The organism is Lacticaseibacillus kribbianus, from assembly GCF_020180945.1.
GTDB lineage: Bacteria > Bacillota > Bacilli > Lactobacillales > Lactobacillaceae > Lacticaseibacillus > Lacticaseibacillus kribbianus.
In genome coordinates this window covers 419,893-441,295 of record NZ_JAIPUL010000001.1, presented here as the reverse complement: position 1 = coordinate 441,295, position 21,403 = coordinate 419,893, and the positions used below count along the sequence as shown (strand labels likewise).

The 21,403-nt window shown below is 63.2% G+C and carries 16 protein-coding genes; 1 reads left to right on the top strand and 15 read right to left on the bottom strand.

What is annotated here, in order from left to right; all coding sequences use genetic code 11:
- Positions 1 to 13: 13 nt before the first annotated feature.
- Positions 14 to 571, bottom strand: coding sequence for a hypothetical protein (locus tag LE416_RS02120; protein ID WP_225046847.1), 558 nt, complete (start codon positions 569 to 571; stop codon positions 14 to 16).
- Between the two features lie 5 nt (positions 572 to 576).
- Positions 577 to 1,209 (bottom strand): hypothetical protein, encoded by a 633-nt coding sequence (locus LE416_RS02115; RefSeq protein ID WP_225046846.1) that lies wholly within the window; start codon positions 1,207 to 1,209, stop codon positions 577 to 579.
- 275 nt (positions 1,210 to 1,484) lie between these two features.
- On the opposite strand from LE416_RS02115, the gene LE416_RS02110 reads away from it, so the two are divergent.
- On the top strand, positions 1,485 to 2,372 hold the full coding sequence (locus LE416_RS02110; RefSeq protein ID WP_225046845.1) for a hypothetical protein: 888 nt from the start codon (positions 1,485 to 1,487) through the stop codon (positions 2,370 to 2,372).
- 601 nt (positions 2,373 to 2,973) lie between these two features.
- On the opposite strand, the gene LE416_RS02105 is transcribed toward LE416_RS02110, so the two are convergent.
- The 13 genes from LE416_RS02105 to LE416_RS02045 form a co-directional block, all read right to left on the bottom strand.
- Positions 2,974 to 3,879, bottom strand: a complete 906-nt coding sequence (locus LE416_RS02105) for a restriction endonuclease (RefSeq protein WP_225046844.1) — start codon at positions 3,877 to 3,879, stop codon at positions 2,974 to 2,976.
- A gap of 464 nt (positions 3,880 to 4,343) precedes the next feature.
- Entirely contained in the window at positions 4,344 to 5,432 is a 1,089-nt protein-coding gene (locus tag LE416_RS02100) for a hypothetical protein (RefSeq protein ID WP_225046843.1), read from the bottom strand.
- 154 nt (positions 5,433 to 5,586) lie between these two features.
- Positions 5,587 to 7,746 (bottom strand): C39 family peptidase, encoded by a 2,160-nt coding sequence (locus tag LE416_RS02095; protein WP_225046842.1) that lies wholly within the window; start codon positions 7,744 to 7,746, stop codon positions 5,587 to 5,589.
- 155 nt (positions 7,747 to 7,901) lie between these two features.
- Positions 7,902 to 8,429 (bottom strand): hypothetical protein, encoded by a 528-nt coding sequence (locus LE416_RS02090; RefSeq protein WP_225046841.1) that lies wholly within the window; start codon positions 8,427 to 8,429, stop codon positions 7,902 to 7,904.
- A 12-nt stretch (positions 8,430 to 8,441) separates the two neighbouring features.
- Positions 8,442 to 10,199, bottom strand: coding sequence for a C39 family peptidase (locus tag LE416_RS02085; RefSeq protein ID WP_225046840.1), 1,758 nt, complete (start codon positions 10,197 to 10,199; stop codon positions 8,442 to 8,444).
- 307 nt (positions 10,200 to 10,506) lie between these two features.
- On the bottom strand, positions 10,507 to 13,512 hold the full coding sequence (locus tag LE416_RS02080; protein WP_225046839.1) for an LTA synthase family protein: 3,006 nt from the start codon (positions 13,510 to 13,512) through the stop codon (positions 10,507 to 10,509).
- 45 nt (positions 13,513 to 13,557) lie between these two features.
- Positions 13,558 to 14,376 carry an ABC transporter permease gene (locus tag LE416_RS02075; RefSeq protein ID WP_225046838.1) on the bottom strand — a complete coding sequence of 273 codons (819 nt, stop codon included), beginning with the start codon at positions 14,374 to 14,376 and terminating at the stop codon, positions 13,558 to 13,560.
- On the bottom strand, positions 14,376 to 15,464 hold the full coding sequence (locus tag LE416_RS02070) for an ABC transporter ATP-binding protein (RefSeq protein ID WP_225046837.1): 1,089 nt from the start codon (positions 15,462 to 15,464) through the stop codon (positions 14,376 to 14,378). Before LE416_RS02070 ends, LE416_RS02075 begins: the two co-directional genes overlap by 1 nt.
- Before the next feature lie 165 nt (positions 15,465 to 15,629).
- Positions 15,630 to 17,993, bottom strand: a complete 2,364-nt coding sequence (locus tag LE416_RS02065) for a CDP-glycerol glycerophosphotransferase family protein (RefSeq protein WP_225046836.1) — start codon at positions 17,991 to 17,993, stop codon at positions 15,630 to 15,632.
- A gap of 14 nt (positions 17,994 to 18,007) precedes the next feature.
- Positions 18,008 to 18,406 carry a glycerol-3-phosphate cytidylyltransferase gene (gene tagD, locus LE416_RS02060; protein WP_225046835.1) on the bottom strand — a complete coding sequence of 133 codons (399 nt, stop codon included), beginning with the start codon at positions 18,404 to 18,406 and terminating at the stop codon, positions 18,008 to 18,010.
- Between the two features lie 119 nt (positions 18,407 to 18,525).
- Positions 18,526 to 19,626: a CDP-glycerol glycerophosphotransferase family protein gene (locus LE416_RS02055; protein WP_225046834.1), complete on the bottom strand. Its 1,101-nt coding sequence runs from the start codon at positions 19,624 to 19,626 to the stop codon at positions 18,526 to 18,528.
- A complete protein-coding gene (locus tag LE416_RS02050) occupies positions 19,623 to 20,357 on the bottom strand; it encodes a WecB/TagA/CpsF family glycosyltransferase (RefSeq protein WP_225046833.1) in 735 nt (244 codons plus the stop codon). Before LE416_RS02050 ends, LE416_RS02055 begins: the two co-directional genes overlap by 4 nt.
- Entirely contained in the window at positions 20,345 to 21,292 is a 948-nt protein-coding gene (locus LE416_RS02045; RefSeq protein ID WP_225046832.1) for a glycosyltransferase family 2 protein, read from the bottom strand. Before LE416_RS02045 ends, LE416_RS02050 begins: the two co-directional genes overlap by 13 nt.
- Between the last annotated feature and the right edge of the window lie 111 nt (positions 21,293 to 21,403).

The following is a 21,403-nucleotide window of genomic DNA, read 5'->3' as shown; positions in this document are numbered from 1 at the left end:
AAAGCGCGGCCCGCTACAGGCCGCGCTTTTTGGCGTCTTGGAAGGTCGTCCACGCAATGCCGTGCGCGCGCGCCAGAAAATCCCAGAAGATCACATCGTAGGGCGTGCCGTCGACGGCGGTAACCCGGCCGAGCTGGCGCGGCTGGCCACCGGTCGGAAGCGGCGCAGACCAGAACAACTCGACGTGCAGCAGCGTGCCCTTGGGGAGGCAGACCCGCTGCCCGGAGTGCGCGCCGGTGGTCCAGACCTCAAGCGCATCCCACAATTCGTAGCAGTCGCCGAGGTGCCCGCAGATGGAGACGAGCGCGATGCGGTAGAACGGCTGGTAGCCGACTATCCGGCGCTTGGGCCTGGCGTACTCGCAGAGCGCCTCATCGAAGCGGCGCACCAGCTGCGTTTTGAACGTGGCCAGCTGCTTGGGCGCAACGTGGACGATCTCACGGCGCCGGCCGGCCTGCACGGTAAGGTCGACGCCGAGGTGCAGGCGCGGATTCGCCAGTCCGCGGATGTACCACCGCCCAAGCGCGGCCAACAGGCGCGTGCGTGCACCGGCTTGCGGCACGTCGCTCATCGGGCTCACCGCCCAACCGCCGCGCGGTCGAACAGCCGCTCCAGCTGGGCGAAGTTGTACGGGTAGGCGTTGCTGCCGTAATACTCGACCGGCTTGCGGTGGTCAAGGTAGGTGAACGTCAGGGTCCACTGCGTCCCGTCCAACACCTCAGGATTCTCGTACTTGGCGCGCCACTCACCGATGTGCAGGTCGGCCAGATCGGCCAGGAACTGCGTGGCGCCGAGCCGCACCGGCCACACCGCCGGGTCCGGCCAGTCCGGGCTCGGTCCCCGCCGCCGCGTCACGTAGCCATCCGGCAGCGTCACGAGCGTTGTGACGTAGCCGCCAAAAAAGCCCCCGATGCTGAACTCGACCGTCGCCACGGCCCCGAGGCTCGCCTCGAAGGCCGCGGCGGTTTTTTCGCGTCGCGTCGGCTTGTAGACGCCGCCGAGTGCGGCGTAGACCTCGTGGGCACGGGCCAAGTGCAGGCGCAAGACGGTCAGCCGAGTCCGCCTCCGCACGTCAACCCCAGTGTCTCGCAAGGCGCGTAACTGCTCGCGCTCGGCCGTCAGCCGTTTGACGAGGGTCAAAACCTCGGCAGCGCTGCGGCCGGTCAGCTCCCGCAGCTCAAACTCGGCCGTGCTGATTTTACTTAGCATCCTTACTCCCCTATCTCCGTCGCGATGTCGACGGTCAGGCGGGATTGGGCCGCGAAAAGGGCTGACCCAACTGCGTCACACTATTGACCCGATTATGCCCGCCTAATCAATAAGATAATCCGACATATTTCTCCTCACTCTCTTCCAACCAAACGGCCTGGCGCACGCATTCGGTGTTCCGGGCATCGGTTTAATTATAGAGAATATTATCTTGCCTTGTAAAGCGCTTCAAGTATACTGAAATTGAAGAACAAGTCAAAGGAGCTGTGTCCACGATGCCAGAGACAGCCGATTGGATTACGCGCAACCGCCAGATTCCAGCCACCGTTAGAGATTTTTGCCGCGATACTGGGGCCGAGGACCTGGCCGATTCGGCACCGGAAATTGCGGCCATTTGCGGTCAGTGCCGCCAGCCCAGCGATTGGGGGATTGCGCCGCCGCTGGCCACGCTCAACGCGGAAATTGCCGACTCTGCCCGGGCCCTGAGCAGTCCGAAGCCCCAGTCCTGGCCAGCGCACCAACACACTGAAAAAATTCAGCGTCTCTGCCTCGAATTGTTTTCACTGGAAATCCAGCGACGGGGACTCACCAGCCGGTCGACTGCGACCCAGTATGACGCCTGTCGAACGGACAGCGCCCCATCCTCCTCGCAATTGCTGGCCCTTTTCCGCATGAGTTGGCCGCAGCTCGTCAACCGAGCCGGTCTCATTCGCGCGGATAATGCGGTTGACGCTTACTGGCATCACCCCATCACCGAACTGCCACACGCACTGCAACAGCGCAACCCGACGTGTGCCGCACCCGCCACCACCAAGAAGGCACCGAAGAAGCAACCACGGTCCCGGCCCAAGCCCAAAGCGACCGCGCGTCGGCGCAAGTCGAGCACGACCGCCAAGCCGACCCCCGCGCGCCGTCCGGCAGTCACCACTAGCCCGCGGAACACAGTGGCAATGCGCAAGTTGACGACCGTGGAATACGACGCGCTGCTCGCCAACCTGGTGGCCGAATCCGGCCGCCTTGGGTTGCCCATCATGCGGGATGCTTCACGCTACGATCGCGTGAAGCGGCCCGAGGCCCCGACCGCGCATGACGTCTGCGATGCCATGCGCCTCCCCTGGTCTGCCGTTCTGGATTACCTTGCTTTTGAGCACATGCGCCACTAGCCCAACCGGCGGTGGCGATGCCTGCCCTCGCGCGGCGACTTGCGACCGGGCGCGGTCAACCGATTCAAAATAAGTGCCAAGCATCGGCGAAATGCTCGTCGATGCTTGGCACTTTTGCGTGGTTATGGGATGACTGGGCCTGATGAACACGATCAACTGACCACATCGACTGCTTCAGTCGCGCGACCGGCAATCCGGCAGCCGCCGTTCACCCCGCTTGCGCCCGGGCGCCTCCAGGTGCACCAGCCACTTCAAAATGGTGCCGTCCACGCAGAACTCGTGCAGGGTGCCGGTAAAAAAGCGGTCGCCGCGCACCACGCCAATTCATCAGCGCCAGCGTGGCCGTCGCGTTGAGCTGGCTCACATCGGCCTGGCGCATCACCTGCGGCCCCCCGTTGCGTTCTAGAATTGCCTCATACTCGCGCTGGGCAGGGTCGGCGGTCTTCAGGGAGGCCACCACCGCGGCCTCGAAGCGGGATTCCACCCGGCCGGACGGCTACTTTTGCATCGGAACGATGAGACGCGTCAGTACGTCGTATTTTGGCCTGTTTTTCCCCTTGAGCTGAGAATCGCACTGGTCCGGCATATGACATTCAAACGCCTAGTCCTCCTCAAAGTAGTAGTCGCCAAGCGTGTAGGACTGAACCGGTGTCACGTGCAGCCGATAGCGCGCGACCAAGGCCGCAATGCGGTGACCATCAATCAGCGTCACCGTCCGAGTGCCCTGCACCGCCTTGCGTTTGGCGGGGGCGGTGAACGACGTCGTGGTGATAAAAATGCCGTATTCGGCGTTGTGCGCATCCATCACACCCCTGAAATTATCGATCTCAGGGGCAGAGACGGCCGCCTTGACGTAGCGTTTCGCCTGAATGGCGACCCGCGCCGTCCGAAATTCGTCGGATTCGAAGTATCCGAATCCGTCAATGCCATTGTCGCCGCTGGCCACGATGCCTTTTTCCTTATCGATTCTCACCCCCATCTTGGAGATCAAGAGGCGAGCGAAGCTTTCGAACTTCAGCGGGGTGAACTGCTTCAGACACTCGATGAGTTCGCCCTGCCACGCCTCCTCTCGGGAATCCAGCGCATTGGCATCCTGCGACGCTTCATCCCCCGCGACCGCGGTTGCCCGCCAGGCATTGCGTGCGCGCAGCCCCTTCCTGCTTTGCCAGTAGTCATCCATCAACCGTTGCTCGGCCGCGCTGGGAAACTGCCCAAGGTCGGCGGTGCGGCCGCGCGCCGTTAGGACCAAGGACGCGCCGCCCACCGGTGGCTGGATGTAGCCAATGGCCTCCAACTCCTTGACGCCCAGGTTGAACTCGTAATCGAAGGGCTTGTACTTCTCGCCGGAGGGCTTGGACTCAACCTCATCGTAGACCTCATTGTAAGTGAATCCGCTCGCCGGATCTGCTGCTATCAGCTCCTTCAGCTTCGTGCGCGAAGCGCTTCCGCCGACTTCTCTGAGTGCGGTGATGATGGCAAGCTTGGTGGAACGTGTCTGGTCACTCATTACAACGCCTCCTTATCGGCTCAGGAAACACGCTTGTTGGTTAACGTCTAGGGTAAAAACATGATTCGGTCGGGCACGGCCACCGACCCGCCGCCGCACCGGCGTCTGCCACGTCGTCGTTGAGTGTTTGGCCCACCGTTGCCAATGCTGCAGTAAGCCCAGATTGTCTCCTGGTCATAACCTCTCCACCCACTTTTGGGGAAGACCGTCCTGTCTCCCCCTGCCCCTTCTTAGGGCGCCATTTGTTGATGAATGACGCGCCCACTTTGGGTAATGCAATCAGCAGTGGCAGCGCAGGCGTGATGATTCTTTTCCTGGTTGATTGCTCAATTCGATTGTAGCAATTTCAATCAACATGCGTCAAAGCGTTTCCAACGTCTCAAGCCCAGTCCGCCTCGCCAGTCCAAGAGACAAAAAAAGCGCGTGCCCCGAAACCCGGCGCACGCGCAGATAGAACAATCCAATCACTTCTTGTGCTCGCCAATCCCGGCGACGGCGGTGCGCTTGTGGATCAGCACCCCGAGCACCGCGTTCACCACGTACTCGAACACCCAGGAGATTGCGAAGGTGGCTACGACCACCAGGAGGAAGTACGGAATCGGGTTGGCCTGCAGCCCGAGCCTGCTGCCGACGATCATCGGCAGCCGCTGCAGCATGTACAGCGAGAACATCGCCCCGCCGCCCATGTAGGCCAAAAGTGGATTGACCACCCGCACCCGCATCGCAAACCAGGTGACGCCCAGCGCGAAGCTGACGCTCATCAGCTCGTACCACAGCACGCGCCAGCCGAAGATGGTGCGGCTGACCAGCAGGTAGGTCGCGCAGAACGCAGCCGCCAGCAGCAGCCCGGTCAGCAGGTAACGCGGCCAGCTGCCCGCCACCCAGCGCGTGATGCGGTCCTTGTGCACGGCGTAGAGCATCCCCGCATAGTAGCAGAAAATGGTGTTGTAAAACGCCGGCACCATGCGTCGCCGGTAGGCCACCACGACGTAGGCCAGAATCAACAGCCCGGTCACGACCAAGGCGAGGGTCTGCCGCTTGCCGAACAGCTTGAAGGCGACGTAGGTCACGATGTACAGCACCAGTACGACGAAGATGTACCAGTTGCTGTTGCCGATCGACACCAGCCCGGTGTAGGCCAGTGCCACTTTCCGCAGCGGGTAGTCCACGTGCATCACTAGGGACACCAGCCAAAACAAGCTGACGGCTACGAAGAAGCGGAACCAGACGAAGAAGAAGCGCTTCACCGGAAAGGAATCGACGTACTGGTGGCCGCGGCGGATCAGCTGGGTCATGATGCCGTAGCCGGAGAAGAACAGGAACGGCGTGACGATGACCTGCCGCTGAATGTGCAGCCAGATGCCGCTGAGGTGAAACAGCTGCGTCTGCGCCGGCAGGTAGCTGGAGAAGTGGCTGAAAAACACCAGGAACAGGAAGAAACCGTTGATGGTCATGGTGGTGCGGTGGTCGATGTAGTCGCGCGCCAGCGTGTTCGGCGCCCAGCGCCAGCTCAGCACGAACAGCGCGCCAATAGCAAGTAAGATGAGATCCATGTGATAACCCAAGCCTTTCCCCGTAATCAATCGTGTCCCGCGCCAGACGGGCAGTCCCAAGTCACAATAAAACTTGGCCCCTCACAGTCTAGCTGTGGGCAGGCCAAGCACGTGTGACAACTCGTTTTTTTTAGAAAAATGCAAACAGTTGCGCTTACCGCGCGAAGTAGACGATGGCGGCAGACGCCCCCATCTCGCGGTTGCCCTGCAACCACGAGAGCTTGCTCCAGACGTCTGCAATCGTGTGCTTGCCGGTGTACAGCCGGTTAGCGTACGGATCGGAAACCGTGGTCTTGCCGTTAGCGTACCCGTGCAGCACCACGATGTGCCGGTAGCCGCCGAGGTCGAGGCAGACCGTCGCCGGGTAGCCCTGCTTGAGGTAGCTAATCAGCTCGGCGCTTGACGCCATGACCTTCCAGTCGAGGCCGAAGCGCGTCGCCACCGTGGTCAGGGTTTCCTGGTTGGTGCCCGCCCCGTCGCGGTCGAAGTCGGCGTACTTGTAGCCGTAATCGGCGGTCGTGATCGGCGTCACGGCACGGCCGTAGCCGGCCAGCACCATCGCCATGGAGGCCATGCCACAGCCACTGGGGCCGAACGCGTAGCCGCCGTAGTTTTTCTTGGCCCAGCGCGCATCCAGCTGGCTGAAGTAGGTCACCGCGTAGGTCTTGGTGTAGCGGTCCTTGAGGTTATCGTAGTAGCGCAGCTGGCCGCTGACCGGGCGCCAGACGCCGGCCGGGGTCAGCCCCTTTTCGTTGACGTAGCCGACCCACTGGCCGCCCAAGGTGTAAAGCGAGGCGTAGCGGCTGCCGTTGAGGTGGTTGTAGTAGCAGCGGACCTGAAGCGCCTGACCCTGGTAGCTTGCGGCCTGCTTGGCCAGCGCGAGCCAGTCAAAATTGCGCCAGAGCTTGTAGTTGGTCTTGAGGAGCACCTCGCGGCTGTCGCTGACCGGGCGGCCCTGTTCCCCGGCCGCCTTCGTCACGGCCGTCGCGTTGACGTAACCCTGGGGCTGGCCTTTGCCATCAGTCAGCTGGAAGTACTCTGGCCCGGCCTCCGAGACGAAGCGCTGGGTCACCCGGTAGGTCCGGTTGAGCACGGTCCTGGTGTCGGTGAGCTTTGTGTGCATCGCAAGGTCCGTCCAGACCTTCAGGCCCGTCTCGGTGACGCTGACGATCTGGTCGGTCGGCAGCGCCGCGCCGCGCGCGGTGTCGGCCAAAGTCATCGCCTTGGCGTTGACGTAGCCCTGCCACTTGTTAGCCCGGTACAGCGAGTAGTACACCGCCCCGCTCGCGTGGTGGTAGGCGTAGCGCACCTCATAGGTCTTCGGCTTCGTCGCGTCCGTCGCCCCCGCCTTGTTTTTCCATTCAAAGCCCTTCCAGATGGCGTAGCGCGCCTTAGAAGTCGTTGTGGCGTACTTGTCCACGCTCACGGCGACGCCGGCTTGGGTGGCCGCCGTCTTGACCGTGGCCGCGTTGATGTAGCCGAAGAGCTGGCCGTCGCGGTAGAGCGCGTAGTAGTCCGCGCCGTTCACGTGGTGGCTGACCGTTTTGGCCAGGAAGGTCTGCTGGAAAACGTCGGGGGCCATCGCGGCGACCGTCTTGAAGCTCAGGTCGCCCCAGATCTTGGCGTTCGCCGTCGTGGTGATGGTCGCGTAACGTCCGAACGGCTGCGCCACCCCACCCGGCTGGTCGGTGATGGCCAGCGCAGTGGCGTTGATGTAGCCGACCACCTCGCCCTTGGCCGTGGCCAGCTGGTAGAACGGGTTGCCGTTGGCCAGCGTCACGCGCGCGACGGCGACCAGCGTCTGGTTGAGGTAGTCGTCACTCGTCTTGCCCGCCTTGTCCCAATTCAGGGAACGCCAAAACGCCATGCGGCCCTTGATCACCGTCGCGTAGGTGTTGATCAAAGGCGCGCTGGCCGGCGTTGCGCTCGGCGCCTTGCTCGGGTTGGCGGCCGCCGGTGCGGTCTTCGCCAGCGCCTGCTGGGTGCCGGCGTCATCAGCCTGCGCCGCCGGCTTCGCGGCCGGGTCTGCGGTTGCAGCGGCAGCCGCGCCGGTCTCATCGATCGCGCCGGCGGGCTTCGCCGCTGCAGCATCGCCGGTCACCCCGGTGGAAGTGGGCGCCGAGGACGTGCTGGCCGCGGTCTGGTCGCCCTGAGCCACCGCGCCGCGCGTTGTGGTCGCTGCCGGCTGTGCCTGGGCCGCAGCGCCCGCGTCGGTGCCACTCGCGTTGACCGCGGTTGGGGCAGCCAACCCTGCCGCCATGCCCAAGGTGACTAAGGCGAGGCCCAGGCCACGTGTCACATTAGTTTTTATCATTCGTCTCTCCAACCTGTTCGTTTTATACCCCAACGGTACGGGAACAGCTTAGCATACTATCCTTCAGATTGCATAACATTAATCGGCCACGGTCTCACCGACGCAAAAAGCGCCCAGACCGTTCGGGGTCTGAGCGCTTCGCGCGGTGGCGCCGCTCACTGCGTCTCGGTCGCCTGCGTCGCCTCGGACAGCTTGGCGCGCAGCAGCACGCTGCCGTCCGGCTGTTCGAGCACCACGCTGACCGCCGGCTTGTCCACCACCTTTGCGGCGGCGTTGAGCGACGGCGTCAGCACCTTGGCCAGCGCGACCTTCAGCGAGGCCGCGTCGACGCCGCTCAGCTTCTGATTCAGCACCATGCGGTATCTCAGCGAACCCTTGGCGGGGCTTGTCACCGTGATTGCCTTGTAGGTGCCGTTGGCGTTTTGCTGAATCTGCGCCAGCGGACCGCGGGCCGCCTTGAGCAGCGCCGCGGTGGTGTCTGCCGCACTCGCGCTGCTGGCCTTTTTGTCATCGGTCGTCGACTTGTCTTTGGTCGCCGGCTTGGCGCTTGATGCCTTGCTGCCGGCGGATTGGCTGGACACGTCCTTGGCCGCCGAGTGCTTATCAGCGGCCGGCTTGGCGCAACCACCCGCCAGCAGGGCAACCAGTGCGAGCCCCAGTACTACTCGTGTTCCGGTTCTCATCTTGTGACCCTCCTACTTGGCGATGTACACAACGGCCGCGGACTTGCCCATGTTGACGTTATCCGAGCGCCAAGACAGCCGCTTCCAGACGTCCGTCACCTTGTGCGAGCCGCTGTAAAGCAGGGAGCTGTATGGATCGGACACCGTAGTCCACCCGTTGGCGTAGCCGTGCAGCACGACGATGTGCCGCACGCCGCTGCCGAGGTCCAAGCACATTGTGGCCGGGTAGCCCTTCTTGAGGTAGCTGGAAAGCTGCGAAGCGGAGCTCATCACGGTCCACTTCACGCCGTAGTGGCTGGCCACCGAGGTCAGATCCGACTCCCAGGAGCCGGCCGCACCGCGGTCGAAGTGCCCGTACTTGTTGGCGTAGTTGGCCGCCGTTGCCGGTGTCACGTTTTTACCGAAGCCGGACAGGATCATCGCAATTGACGCCATGCCACAGCCGGTCGGGCCGAAGCGATAGCCGCTGTACACGCGCGACGCCCAGCGCGAGTCGAGCTGGCTGTAATACTTCACGGCAAAGGTCTTGGTGTAGCTGCCGGTGTTGGCGTTCAGGTAACGCAGCTTGCCGCCGACCGAACGCCAGCCGCTCTTGGCCGGGCTCAGGGCCGCGGCGTTGACGTAGCCGACCCACATGCCCGATTCGGTGTAAACGGAGTCGTAGCGCGTGCCGTTGACGTAGGTGTAGTAGCGGCGCGTCTGCAGCAGCTGGCCGCTGTACGATTTGGCCTGCTTGCCCGCCTTGACCCAGGCGAAGCTGGTCCAGATGGCGTACTTCGTGTTCATCGTCACCCAGCGCGACTGGGTGGTGTAGGCCCCCTGCGGCCCGTTGCCCAGCGTCAGCGCCTTGGCGTTGACGTAGCCGCGAAAAATCTCGTTGCTGTCCGCCAGCTTGTAGTAGACCGCGCCGTTCTCCGCGATGTTTTGGCCGATCACGTGGTAGGTCTTGTGCAGCATCGTGCTGCTGACGGTCAGCTTGCGGCTCCAGGCGAGGTCTTGCCAGACGGCATAGCTGCCGGAGGTGACGGTGCCGTAGCGGTCAAGCGCCTGCGTGGCGCCGACGGAAGACGCCGCCAGCGTCAGCGCACGGCTGTTGACGAAGCCGTACACCGCGCCGTTTTTGCCCAGCGCGTAGTAGGTCGAGCCGTTGTCGTCGGCGTACAGCCCGAGCAGCTGATAGGTGTGATTCTGCTGGGCCTTGGTCGTGGTGACGCGGGTCTCCCACGCGCCGTTGTTCCAGATGGCGTAGTTCGTGCTGCTGGTCACCGTGCCGTAGCGGTCGGCGCCCAGCCGGTTCGTCCCGTTCAGCGTCGTCAGCGTGACGCCGGCCGCGTTGACGTACCCGAGGCTTTGGCCGCTCAGCGACTGGAGCAGCAGGTACACCCCGCCGGTCGGCACGGTGACCTTCGCCGTCACGCGCACCGTCTGGCCGAGGTAGTCGTGGCTGACGTGGCCGGCGGCGGTCCAGGTCGTGACGTTGGCCCAAAGCTTGTAGTTCGCCCCGCCGACGATGCCCAGCAGATCCAGCTGCTGGGTGACGGCTTGCGGCTCCTCGGTAGTGGCCGCGGTGGCCGTCATCGCAGCAGGTGCCGTCGCACGCGCCGCGGTTGCGGGCGCGGCCTTGGTGCTGGTCGCATTCTGGGCGGTGGTCACCGCCCGGGTGCCGGTCACCGTATCGCTTGCGGTGACTAACTGTGATTGCGTGCCGGCCCCCACCAGCAACGTCAGGGCGATGCCCGCCACTAGTCCTGTCATTCTTGACTTGTTCATCTGTTCCTCCCGAGTTGCCGTTCTGTGTCCGTAGACAAGGTTTACTTTACCACATCCCGGCCCGGTTTTCCCGCAAGCGGGCGCACTTGGCGCGAAGTTTCCGCATCGCCGCCCACCAGGGCGATGCGGCCTGCCCGTCCGTCGCCCGGGCCGAATTCCAACGAGTGTCACCCCACCATCGCGGGCCGCACGTCAACGCCTGCGCGCAAAAGGCGCCTGCCGCGCACCTCCCAAGTTGGGGAAATGCGCGGCAGGCGCCTCGCACGCAGGACCCAGTGCGACCTGTGGCGGCCGCGCGAATCGCGCTTTACTTGAACGTCATGCCGAGCTTTTGGCTGTACTGCTTGCCCGTCGTGATGTCGTACTGAAGCAGCTGGTAGTCGTGCAACAGCGACTTCTGCTTGGCGGTCAGGTCCGCGTAGTGAATCAGGTGCCCGTTGTTGAGGATGAAGCGCATGCCGACGGTGCTGTCGTCGACCGAGTCCTCGTCCTTAATCCAGGCGAACGGCAGCTGCTCAGCCACCCGCGTGAGCAGGGCGGTCATCGCGTTGACCTTCGAGTTGGACTGCTTCAGCGCCAGCGCGATGAAGTTGCTTGGGCCGGTGACGTTGACGTCCTTCATGGCCGTCAGTGCCCCGTGCTCCCGCGCGTACTTGTTGGTGTAGATGAAAAAGTCGGTCTGGTGAAGGAGCAGCGACGTCGGGCCGGACAGCGCGGCGTTGAACATCTCCGCCGGCAGGTGATCGCCGTAAAAGACCCAGGTGATTGGCTTTTGGATCTTGTCCAGCTCCGCCTTGAACGCCGCCACGGCCTGATCCGTGTAGGCGATGCCCTGCGCGTAATGCTCGAGCATCGTTTTGGCGTCCGGGTCCTTGACCGTGGTGCCGCTTGCGGTGTAGTTGTACTTCGGATACATCGGGTCGGCGTACGGGTAGTGGTTTTGAATCGAGATCAGGTTCATGAACTGCCCGCCTGCAGTCTGGTTGATGCGGTACACGGCGTTGTCGTACAGCGTCTGGTCGGACAGGTAGGTGTTGGTGCCGATGTGCTTCTTGAAGCGGATCTTGTCCTTGCTGCCGAGGTACGAGAACTTGGTGAACCCGAACTTCTTGTAGACGCCGACGCGGTTGTAGAACGTCGCGACGTACGGGTGAATTCCGACGGAGGTCTTGAACGCGTTGCTGATGGCCGGCGCCACCTTCTGGCGCTCGACCAGCTGCGAGTACGGTGAGGTCAGGCGCTCGTCTAAGTTGCCGAGGGCGAAGCCGGTCAGCGACTCGTACTCCATGTTGGCCGTCCCGCCGCCGTAGCCGTTGGAGACCATGCGGCCGCCGGTGGCCGCCGCCTCGATGCTGTGGACGGCCTTGATTGGGTCGCTGCTGAGCGTCACGCCCGGCACCCGTGCCGGGTCGGTGAACGCCTCGCTCAGGTTGAAGATGATGGTCTGATCCGCCAGCTTGTTCGTACGGGTGCGGTTGATGGCCGTTGCGGCCTTTTGGTACTTGGCGTAAATCTGCTTGATGGCCTGCTCCGAGTAGCCCTTGGGCTCGGCCATGATGACCAAAGACAGGTTGTTCGTGAACTGAAGGATTGGCCCGTTCTCCTGGGCCAAAAGCAGCTGGTTGGAAAAGCGCGGGGCGTTTTGGAATGCCTTGGCCACCCGATACCCCGCGGTGTCCTCGCGCCCGGTGTTGCGCATGGCGAACAGCCCGAAGCCCAGCAGCACGACCAGCACCGCGCGCTGCGCGTAGCCGGTGCGCACCGAACCGGCGCGGACATCCGCCCACACGGCCAGCGCGATCAGCGCAAGGCAGGCGACCGCGATCAGGATGATGGCGCCCATGCCGACCATGCCGCTCAGCTCGCTGGCCGACTTCAGCTCACTGACGTCGGCCGGCAGGATGGGCTCGTCGCGCGCGAGCATTTTCATGCGACCCGCGATGCCGAAGCCCCCCACCACCAGCACCATCAGCGCCAGCGGCGTCCAGAAGCGGTTCGTCAGCGCGACCAACAGCCAAAGCGCCCCGCCGATCAGCGCGGCAGACAGCAGCATCACTGGCAAGTGCTTGACCATGTTGTAAATAAAAATGGACGGGTACGGCGGCTTCATCATCTGGTCCATCCAGATGGTGCGGTGCAGCGCAAACGTCGCGCCGAACTGCAGCACAAGCACCACCGGCACCGCCACCAACAGCCGCCAGTAGTGGCGCACCGCGTGCCAAAGCAGCACCGGTCGCTCCCGAATCGCCACCACCAGTGTGCCCAGCGTGTAGCGGTCAAGCCGCACCGCAAGCCACTGGTACCCGCGGCTGAAGTGCAGCAGGGTGGCCAAAAGCGCCACGAAGCAGCCGAACGCGGCGAGGGTCGCGGCGGCCAGCCGCAGCTGACCGACGAAATCCGCGCGGGTGAGCTCGCCGAACACCGGCGCAAGCGCCTCACGAATCAGCAGCCAGTCGGCATTGCGGGTCGCGCTCAGCGCAAGCGCCGCCACCGCGGCCAGCCCGACCGCGCCGCGCGGCTTGGCACCGGCGCGCCCGAGGACCCACTGCACCAGGCCGACGCCGGCGATTGCCGGCAGCACCACCAGCGGCGAGTAGAGTTCGATGAACCGACTCGCCGTGGTGAGGTCGCCGTTGACGCGCCGCGACAAAAAGCCCATCGCCGCGATGCTGCCGATGGCCAGCACAACCGCAATCACCGTCCACACCGCCGTACGCCGCGCGTCCTTGAGGTGTGCGCCCACGAGGCCCGCGAACCCGAGCACCACGACCCCCAGCAAGCTGAAGTCCGTCGTCAGGCCGAACAGGTCCTGGTGAAAGAGCGCCGGCACGCTGAGCGCGAGCACCAGCACCGGCAGCGCCCACTTGGTCTTGGCCGCGCGCAGCAGCCACGGCTGCACGAGCAGGAACACAAGGCCCCCCGCCGCGACCGGAAAGGCGTTGCGGGCCAGCGGGAACAGCACATCGTAAAAGGCCTTGTAGGTCAGGTCGTCGGTCAGGTTGATGCCGAGAATCAGGACGGCAAGCCCGGACACCACGACGAGCAGCCATGCCGTCACTGGTGCCTTCAAAGACGTCGGCCGCCTGGCGGTCTGCGCCGCCAGCAGCGCAATCAGCAGGGCCAGCCCGACGTGGTACAGGTACTTTTGGCCGTAGTACGGCCCCCAGACGCGGATGACGTGTTCGGACAGGCTGGCCACGGTCGGCGCGTCCAGGTCGTGCACGTTGCCGACCAGCAGGGCCCCCAACAGCATCAGTGTGATCAGCGCACCGAAGAGGAGCGTGGGCGCCCAGTTTTTCAAAGCTTGTTTCATCCAAAAATCCTTTCCCGCCAGGTGCCCAACCGGCGACGTCAGCAGTTAAATGTAATCAATGAAGCGGCTCCGGAACTTCAGGTGGATGTGGCTGCCGACAATCAAGAGCAGCCCGATGATCGACCAGAAGATGATCATGGCGCGAATGTCGTGGAAGAACCAGCCCGTGCCGAGGAACGTCTCGCGCATCCCCGCGATGACGTAGTAGAACGGGTTGATCTCGATGATGCGAATGATCAGCGGGTGCTTTTCGAGGACGGCGTTGCCGCCAAAGTTGAAGACCGTGCCACTGATCCAAAACATCAGCTGCATGGCACTGTTCAGCAGCGTGTGGAAGTCACGCACGATCACGGTGATGGTCGAGGTGACCAGCCCCATCGCGTACAAAAAGGCGATCATGCACAGGAAGAAGTACGGGAACTGCAGCCAAAACAATGACGGCCGCACCCCGTAGATGAACATGATGACCATGCTGATGCCCAGCATCCACCAGTAGTTGATCAGCTGGTTGGCCAGCGTCATGCTGGGAATCGTGGACACGGGAAAGCGCATCTTGCTGACCATCTGCGCCCGCCCGACCATGCTCTTGCTGGCCCCGAGAATCTCGGAGCGCATGAACTGCCAGGCGATGAAGCCGGGCAGAAGCCAGGCGATGTAGGCGTAGCCGTCCATCAGCTTGTTCCCGTAGAGGATCAGGCCGAAGACGAACCAGTAGATGGCGATGTTGATCAAGGGATCCAGAATCTGCCAGACGTTGCCCAGCAGGTGGGCCTGGAAGGTCGACTTCTCGTCGTACTTGGCCAGGCGGTTGATGATGTTGAAATTCTTGAACTGCTCACGCAGCACTAACCAGGTTTCTTTCATTAGTCCAGTACATGCCTTTCCTTGCGCTTACGACTGAGGCTGCCGCCGATGATGGCCGCCGCGATGACCACTGCGATGCCGATCCACCACTTCAGACTGATGATGGCAAGCGGCGCCTGAACGGCGGTGCGCAGCGGAATCCCCTTGAGGAAGGCCGCAAGTGTGAATGCCAGCACGAACACCAGAATAGTCAGCACCGTCTTGGTCTGCCACGTGAACGGCTGATCGTACAGGCGCTTTTCAAAGAAGCTGGAAGGCTCCGTCGGGTTGGCGTCGCGCAGCTCCTGCAGGCTGAACTGCTTGCCGGACTCGCGGGTGATCTTGGCCCGCTCCGCCTTGGACTTCTTGTTGTAGGTGCGCTGGAACTCCTCGAACTGAGGCAGCACGGTGTCGGCCGGCCCCTCCATCACCACGCGGCCGTGGTCGATCCAAATCACCTTGTCGCAGAGCTCCTGGACCTGCGTCAGGCTGTGGCTGACGAACATGATGGTCTTGCCCTGGGCCTTGAACTCCTTCATCCGGGCCACACCCTTCTCGAAGAACGGCGCGTCGCCGACACTCAGGGCCTCGTCGATGATCAGGATGTCCGGATCCTGGTGCACCAGCACACTGAAGCCCAGCCGGCTCTTCATCCCGCTGGAGTAAGTCTTGACGGGCTGGTCGATCTTGCCGATGACCTGGTCGCCGGCGAACTGGATGATCTCGTCCATCTTCTCGTGGATCTCGGTCATGCTCATGCCGAGCATCTCACACTTCATGATGATGTTCTCGCGGCCGGTCAGGTTGCCGTTCAGCCCGGCACCGACGGAGATGATGTTGGTCGCCCCGTTGACCTCGAGCTGGCCGGAGGTCGGCGGGATGATCTGGGAGACGATGTTCAACAGCGTGGACTTGCCGCCGCCGTTCAGGCCAACGATCCCGACGCTGTCGCCCTCGTAAATATCGAAGCTGACGCCCTTGAGCGCCCAGAACTTCTCGATGTTGGTGTGACCGAACGGCATCAGCGTTTTCAGCATGTCGCTTTTGGTCTTCATCATGTCGTATTCCTTGGTGAGAAAACGCGCACGAATCTTGAGTTTCTTGTCCAAGCTGCCTGCAGCCCCTTTCTGAGTAAAGCCTTTGTCTATTATACACACGGGCGCATGGGCCTCGGTGCCTTGGTGAAAATTTAAGCAAAACGATGCCTTTGCCCTGAAAAAAGCAAAAGAGCCTCACGCAGCTCCTGCGCGCGACTCCCCTGCCTGGTATTCGTGTTAGGCCTTCGCGGCGCCGATGGCGTCGAGCACCTCATCGGTCGAGCCGACGTGCTCTTCGGTCAGAAGCTTCGTTTTGATTTGGGCCGAGGCCTCCCGGGTGTCCGGCGCGTTGAGAATCGCGGTGGTCAGCTCCGGGGCCGTGTAGCTGCGGGCGTGCAGCCCGGTTTCGGACTCGATGTCGAAGTACCAGCCGATGCTTTGCTGGTAATCTTCCTCGTCCTCCTGCATGACCAGAATCGGCTTGTTCAAGAGCGCGTAGTCGAAAATCGCGGAGGAGTAATCGGAAATCAGCAGGTCGGACAGGACGTACAGCTCCTGGATGTCAACCAGCTCGTTGTAGAAGCAGAAGATGCGCGGATCGAGCTCCGCGTACTGCTTGCGCAGGCGGCCCTCAAGCGGGTGCAGCTTGACCACAATCAGGTACTCCTCCGGCAGCGCGTCGACCACGGCCTTCAGCTCCAGCTCGGAGACATCCGAGCGGTTGCCCTTGCGCCAGGTCGGGCAAAACAGCACAATCTTGTGCTTGCCGTCGTACGGCCGGTTGAAGTACTTCTCAAAGACGCGCTGCTTCTCGGCTTCGGAGTCGCCGTTGGCCAGCAGGTACTCGTTTTTCGGCGTCCCGTTGTGGAAGACGGTGAGATGGTCGTTGTCGGCCAGGCGGAAGGCGGAGCGCAGCAGCTCGACGTTGTACTCGGAAGAGGTGGTCAGGTAATCCCACTTCTGCATCCGGGGCGCGAACGCCGTCGATTCGTTCTCGCGCTGCTCCGGGTCGGCCAGGTCGTTGACCATCTGCTTCATCGGAAAGCCGTGCCAGGTCTGAACGAAGACCTGGCCGTCGCGCTTGCCGGCCTTGTCCAGGGTGTTGCCGTTCATGAAGACGTACTTGGACTGCTGGAACTTCTCCAGGTAGCGCAGGCTGCCCACCCGCACCGGCGTGAAGCCGTTGGCGATGGCCTCCATGTCGACCAGCTGGTTGCGCGAGCTGACGTAGACCTCGGCGTCGGGATGACGCCGCTTGATGGCCAGGCCGAAGTACTTCGGGTCCCCCGAGATGTTGGTGCCGTGGAAGGACTCGATGAAGTACTTGTTGTCGCTGATCGGCTCCTGCGACGTGAAGTCCGGGGTCTCGCCGACGAAGCGGCTGAGGAAGTGCATGGCCGGAACGCGAATCCAGTCCTGCTTGATCAGCGCCCCGAAGGCTGGAATCCGGCGCAGCTTGTAGTAGAAGCGGCGGAAGCGGCGCATGCCGTCGAACTTGGTGCGCTTTTGAAGCGCGGTCCACATTTCGTCGTAGCTGTAGGAGGCCGGGGCAACCGACTGGCTGCCTGCCGCGAACGCGGCGGTGTTTTGCTCGAACTTCTCGACGTAGCCCGCCTTCATCTCGGCAATCAGGGCTAGGTTGTGGCGGTACGCCTCCTCGGTCCGCGGCTTGGCCACGAAGTCAAAGATGTTCGGCACATCGTCTTCCGGCACCTTGGTCAACCAGACGCAATCGGCAAAGGCGCCGAAGTTCTCCTTCACCACGCCGTCGTTGCCGGGGAACAGCAGCACCGGGTGCCCGGCCGCGAACTCCTCGAGCACCGAGTAGCCCAGCGTCTCGTAAAACGAGGTGGAGATGTAGAGGTGGCGCTCAGGAACGACCTTCTCGTTGAAGTGAATGTGGTCCTCGAGCTGGTAGTACTTGGTCAGGTTGTGGTACAGGGTGCCGCTGGGACCGTAACCCGTGATGTACATGTGGTACTCGTCGTGCTTCAGGTAGTTCACCAGGTAGTCGATCAGCTTGATGGCCGCCGGGATGTCCTTTTCGTGGTCGAAGCGCGAGCGAATTGCCAGGTTGATGTGGCCCTCCGAATCGACCAAAGACGGGTCGAAGGGCTGCGGCGTCACGTCGATGTGCTCCAGGCTGACGGTCTGGACGTACACGTTGTGGCAGCCGAAACGGCGCTCGACCTCCGCCTTGATGGAGGCCGTCGCCACGCGGACGCAGGTGAAGTAGCGCAGGTAGCTTGCGAGGTCCTCCTCCTCGATCATGGCCAGCGGCGTGTGAATCTCGCCGACCACCTTGGCCTGGCTGTTCGCACGGATGTACGGCGCCACGCAGAAGAAGTTCTCGCGGGTGATGAAGAAGTACTCGTAGTCCAGCGGATCGTTTTCAAGCTCCTTGATGAACTTGAAGGCGACGTTGGCCGCGGCGGGCTCGCGCTTTTGAAGCTTGCGCAGGTCGCCGTGCGTGAACGGCCGGAAGTTGTAGAACGTGATGGTGTACCCTGCCCGGCCGAACTCCTCCAGCAGGTTGATGTTACTGCGCGAGGTCCCACCGGGTGAGAAAATGTTGAACCCCAGAATGGCAATTTTCTTCATGAGTGGCTAGGCTCCTACTTCGAGTTGAGGTCGGTCTTGATCCGCGTGGTCGAGATTTCCGGCGTGCGCGGCAGGTAGATCACCTCGGCGTCGGTGTCGTCGCGCAGGTAATCGAACTTGCCCTTCCAGTCGTCGCCCATGACGAAGGTGTCGATCTGGTAGAGCTTGATGTCCTTTTCCTTTTGGTCCCAGCTCTCTTCCGGGATCACCAGGTCGACGTAGCGCACCGCCTCCAGAAGCTTCTTGCGCTTCTCGTAGGAGAAGTAGGACTTCTTTTGCTTGCTGTCCCAGTTGAACTCGTCGGTGGACAGTGCCACCACGAGGTAGTCACCGAGGGCCTTAGCCCGCTTGAGCAGCTCGATGTGCCCGTAGTGCAGTAAGTCGAAGGTACCGTAAGTAATCACACGTTTCATCGGTTTTTTCCCCATTCCATAAAGTTGCCAGTTTAACCCTCATACTACCATGAAAGGCGGGCGAAACAAATACATCCCGGCACCGTGGCAGTCAAAAACGACCAATCATAGCCATTTCTTTAGAAACTGTCCGCCACCAGCGCCAGCAGCCGCGCCCCGGCGTGCCCGTCGTTGTACTGGTTCCACGCCGCAAGCGCCGCCTCAACCGCCGGATCCGGCGGCTGATTCAGCGCGGCGACCAGCCCCGCGCCGTCTTGCACCAGCGGCCCGAGCGCGCCGGCCGCAAAGTCGGCCTGAAGCCCCGGCCGCTGCGCGTAATCGGCGAGATCCGGGGTGAAGAACACCACGTGCGGCCGGTCGCGGCAGAGCACGTAGTCGAACGCCGCGCTCGAGTAGTCGGTGACCAGCGTCGCCGTCCGACCGTACAGGTCCTCAAGCGGGGTGGCGACCAGCGTCACGTTGGCCGGCAGCGCCGGCACCACGGCGTCGGTCACCGCCGGGTGCAGCTTCACCAGCACCGGCACGTCGAGCTTGGCGAAGGCGGCGAACGCCTGGGCGAGCACCGCGCGCATCGCCCGCGGGTTGCGGCGGTAGGTCGGCGCGTAGAGCACCGGCACCGCGGGCGCCTGCGTCGGGTGCTGGTCCACCAGCAGGTCCGAGCGCACAAAGCCCAGTGGCCTGATCACGTCGGGCGAAACCCGCCAGCTCTCGACGAAGATGTCCCCCATGCGGTCGGACCCGGTGAGGATGTCGGTGTACTTGCCGTAAACCGTGGTGAAGCGCCGGCGGTCGCCGGCCGGGCGCCGGCCCGTGGCCGGGTTGCCCCAGCCGAAGCGCTTGATTGCCCCGTTGGCGTGCCACAGCATAATCACCCGCGGGTGCGCCACCAGACTGAGCTCGGGCAGGTAGTCGTCGACCACGACCACCCGCGCCGACTTGAGGTAGCTGATCAGGTTCTGCGTGAAAAGGCGCGAGCGTCCGAGCAGCTCGACGTGCACGCCGGCCGCCCTGAGCGCAGACAGCTGGGCCTTGGCCTTAGGTGTTGCGAACACCACGAAGTCCTGGCCGTAGCGCGCGTGCAGCGCCTCGATCACCCCAGCGTCGTTGCCGGCGAAGGTCGCGTAGTACAACACCTTGGCCGTTTTCCTGGCGCTGATCGGCAGTACGCGCAGTGCCAACAGGTAGGCCGCCTTGATCCATTCCTTGACCAGCTCTTTCATCGCGACTCCTTCTTGCGTGCGCGCCAGACCACCCAGACGAACTGGGGCAGCACCATCATGCGGCCGAGGCGGCTGGGCTCCTTGAGAAGCCGGTAGAACCACTCCAGGTGCGCGCGCTGCATCCACCGCGGTGCGCGGCGCACCGCCCCGGCGAGCACGTCGAAGCTGCCGCCGACGCCCATCAAAAAGGCGTGCGGCAGCCGCTCACCCACGCCGGCCAGGAAGAACTCCTGCTTGGGAAAGCCGAGCGCGGCAAAAACCAGGTCGGGCTTGGCCTCGACCAGCGCGGCGGCGACGGTCGGGTCGTCCAGCACGAAGTAGCCGTTGTGCAGGTAGCACAGGTCCAGCTGCGGGTACTGGGCGGCCAGCTTGGCGGCGGCCTGCTCCAGCACAGCCTGCTTGGCACCGACCAGGGCGACGCGCTGGCCGCGCTCGGCGGCCTGGGCTAAGAGTGCGGTCATCAGGTCGTAGCCGGTGACACGCGCGGCCAGCCGCTGGCCCATGATGCGGGCGCCGAGCAGCACCCCGATGCCGTCGGCGGTCACGAAGTCCGCCTGCGTGTTGATCAGGCGGCGGTACTCCGGGTGGCTGCGGGCGTACATCACAATCTCGGGGTTGGCGGTCACCACGAAGGTGCCGACGCCCTCGCGCATGCGCGCGGTGAAGCGGGTCAGGAAGTCTTGCTGGGTGCCGTCGTCGAACGGCGTCCCCAGAAGGGTTAGGCGTGCCATGGGTGGGCCTCACTTTCGTCAGTTTCTTTGATAATGTACAGCGGCCGCTTCTTGGTTTCCAGGAAAATTTTGCCGATGTACTTGCCGATGATGCCCAGACACAGCAGCTGAATGCCGCCGATGAACAGGACAATCGACACCAGGGACGGCCAGCCCGCGGTCGGGTCGCCGTACAAAAGCGCGCGGGCGATGATGAACACCATCGCAACGGCGGAGCCGACGCAGGACAGGGCGCCGACGACCGAGGCCAGGTTCAGCGGCAGCTCGGAGAAGTTGACGATGCCCTCAATCGAGTAGTTGAACAACTTGGCGAACGACCAGGACGTCTGCCCGGCCACCCGCGCCTGGTTCTCGTAGCTGATGTAGTCGACGTTGAAGCCGACCCAGCTGAACAGGCCCTTGGAGAAGCGGTTGTACTCGGTCAACGCGAGGATCGCGTCCACCATCGGCCGCGTCATCATGCGAAAGTCGCGCACGCCGTCGATCATCGGCGTCTGGCTGATGCGGTTAATCAGCCGGTAGAAGGCCCGGGCGAAAAAGCTGCGCACCGGCGGCTCGTTTTTCCGGTCGGTGCGCCGCGTGCCCACGCAGTCGAGCTCCGGGTTCTGCCGCAGCATCTCGTGCATCTTGGGCAACAGCTCGGGCGGGTCCTGAAGGTCGGCGTCCATCACCGCCACCAGCTGCCCCTTGGCCTGCTGCAGGCCGGCGTAAAGCGCCGCCTCCTTGCCGAAGTTGCGGGAGAAGGAGACGTAATGCACGTTCTCGTGCGCGGCGGCCAGCCCGCGCAAAAGCGCGAGCGTGCCGTCGGTGGAGCCGTCGTTGACGAAGATGTACTCGAGCGCCTCGGCCAGCGCGTTGCGCTGTTCCTCGACCGCCGCAAAGAAACGCGGCACGGTTTCCTCCTCGTTGAAGCACGGCACAATGATGGACAGCATGGCGTCCCCTCCTCTCTGGTGGTGGGTATTCAATCACGGTAAGGCCGGACTCCGGAACGGCCTGGCCACGACTTGCAGTTTCGGGCTGAAAGACAAACACCGACAGCCAAA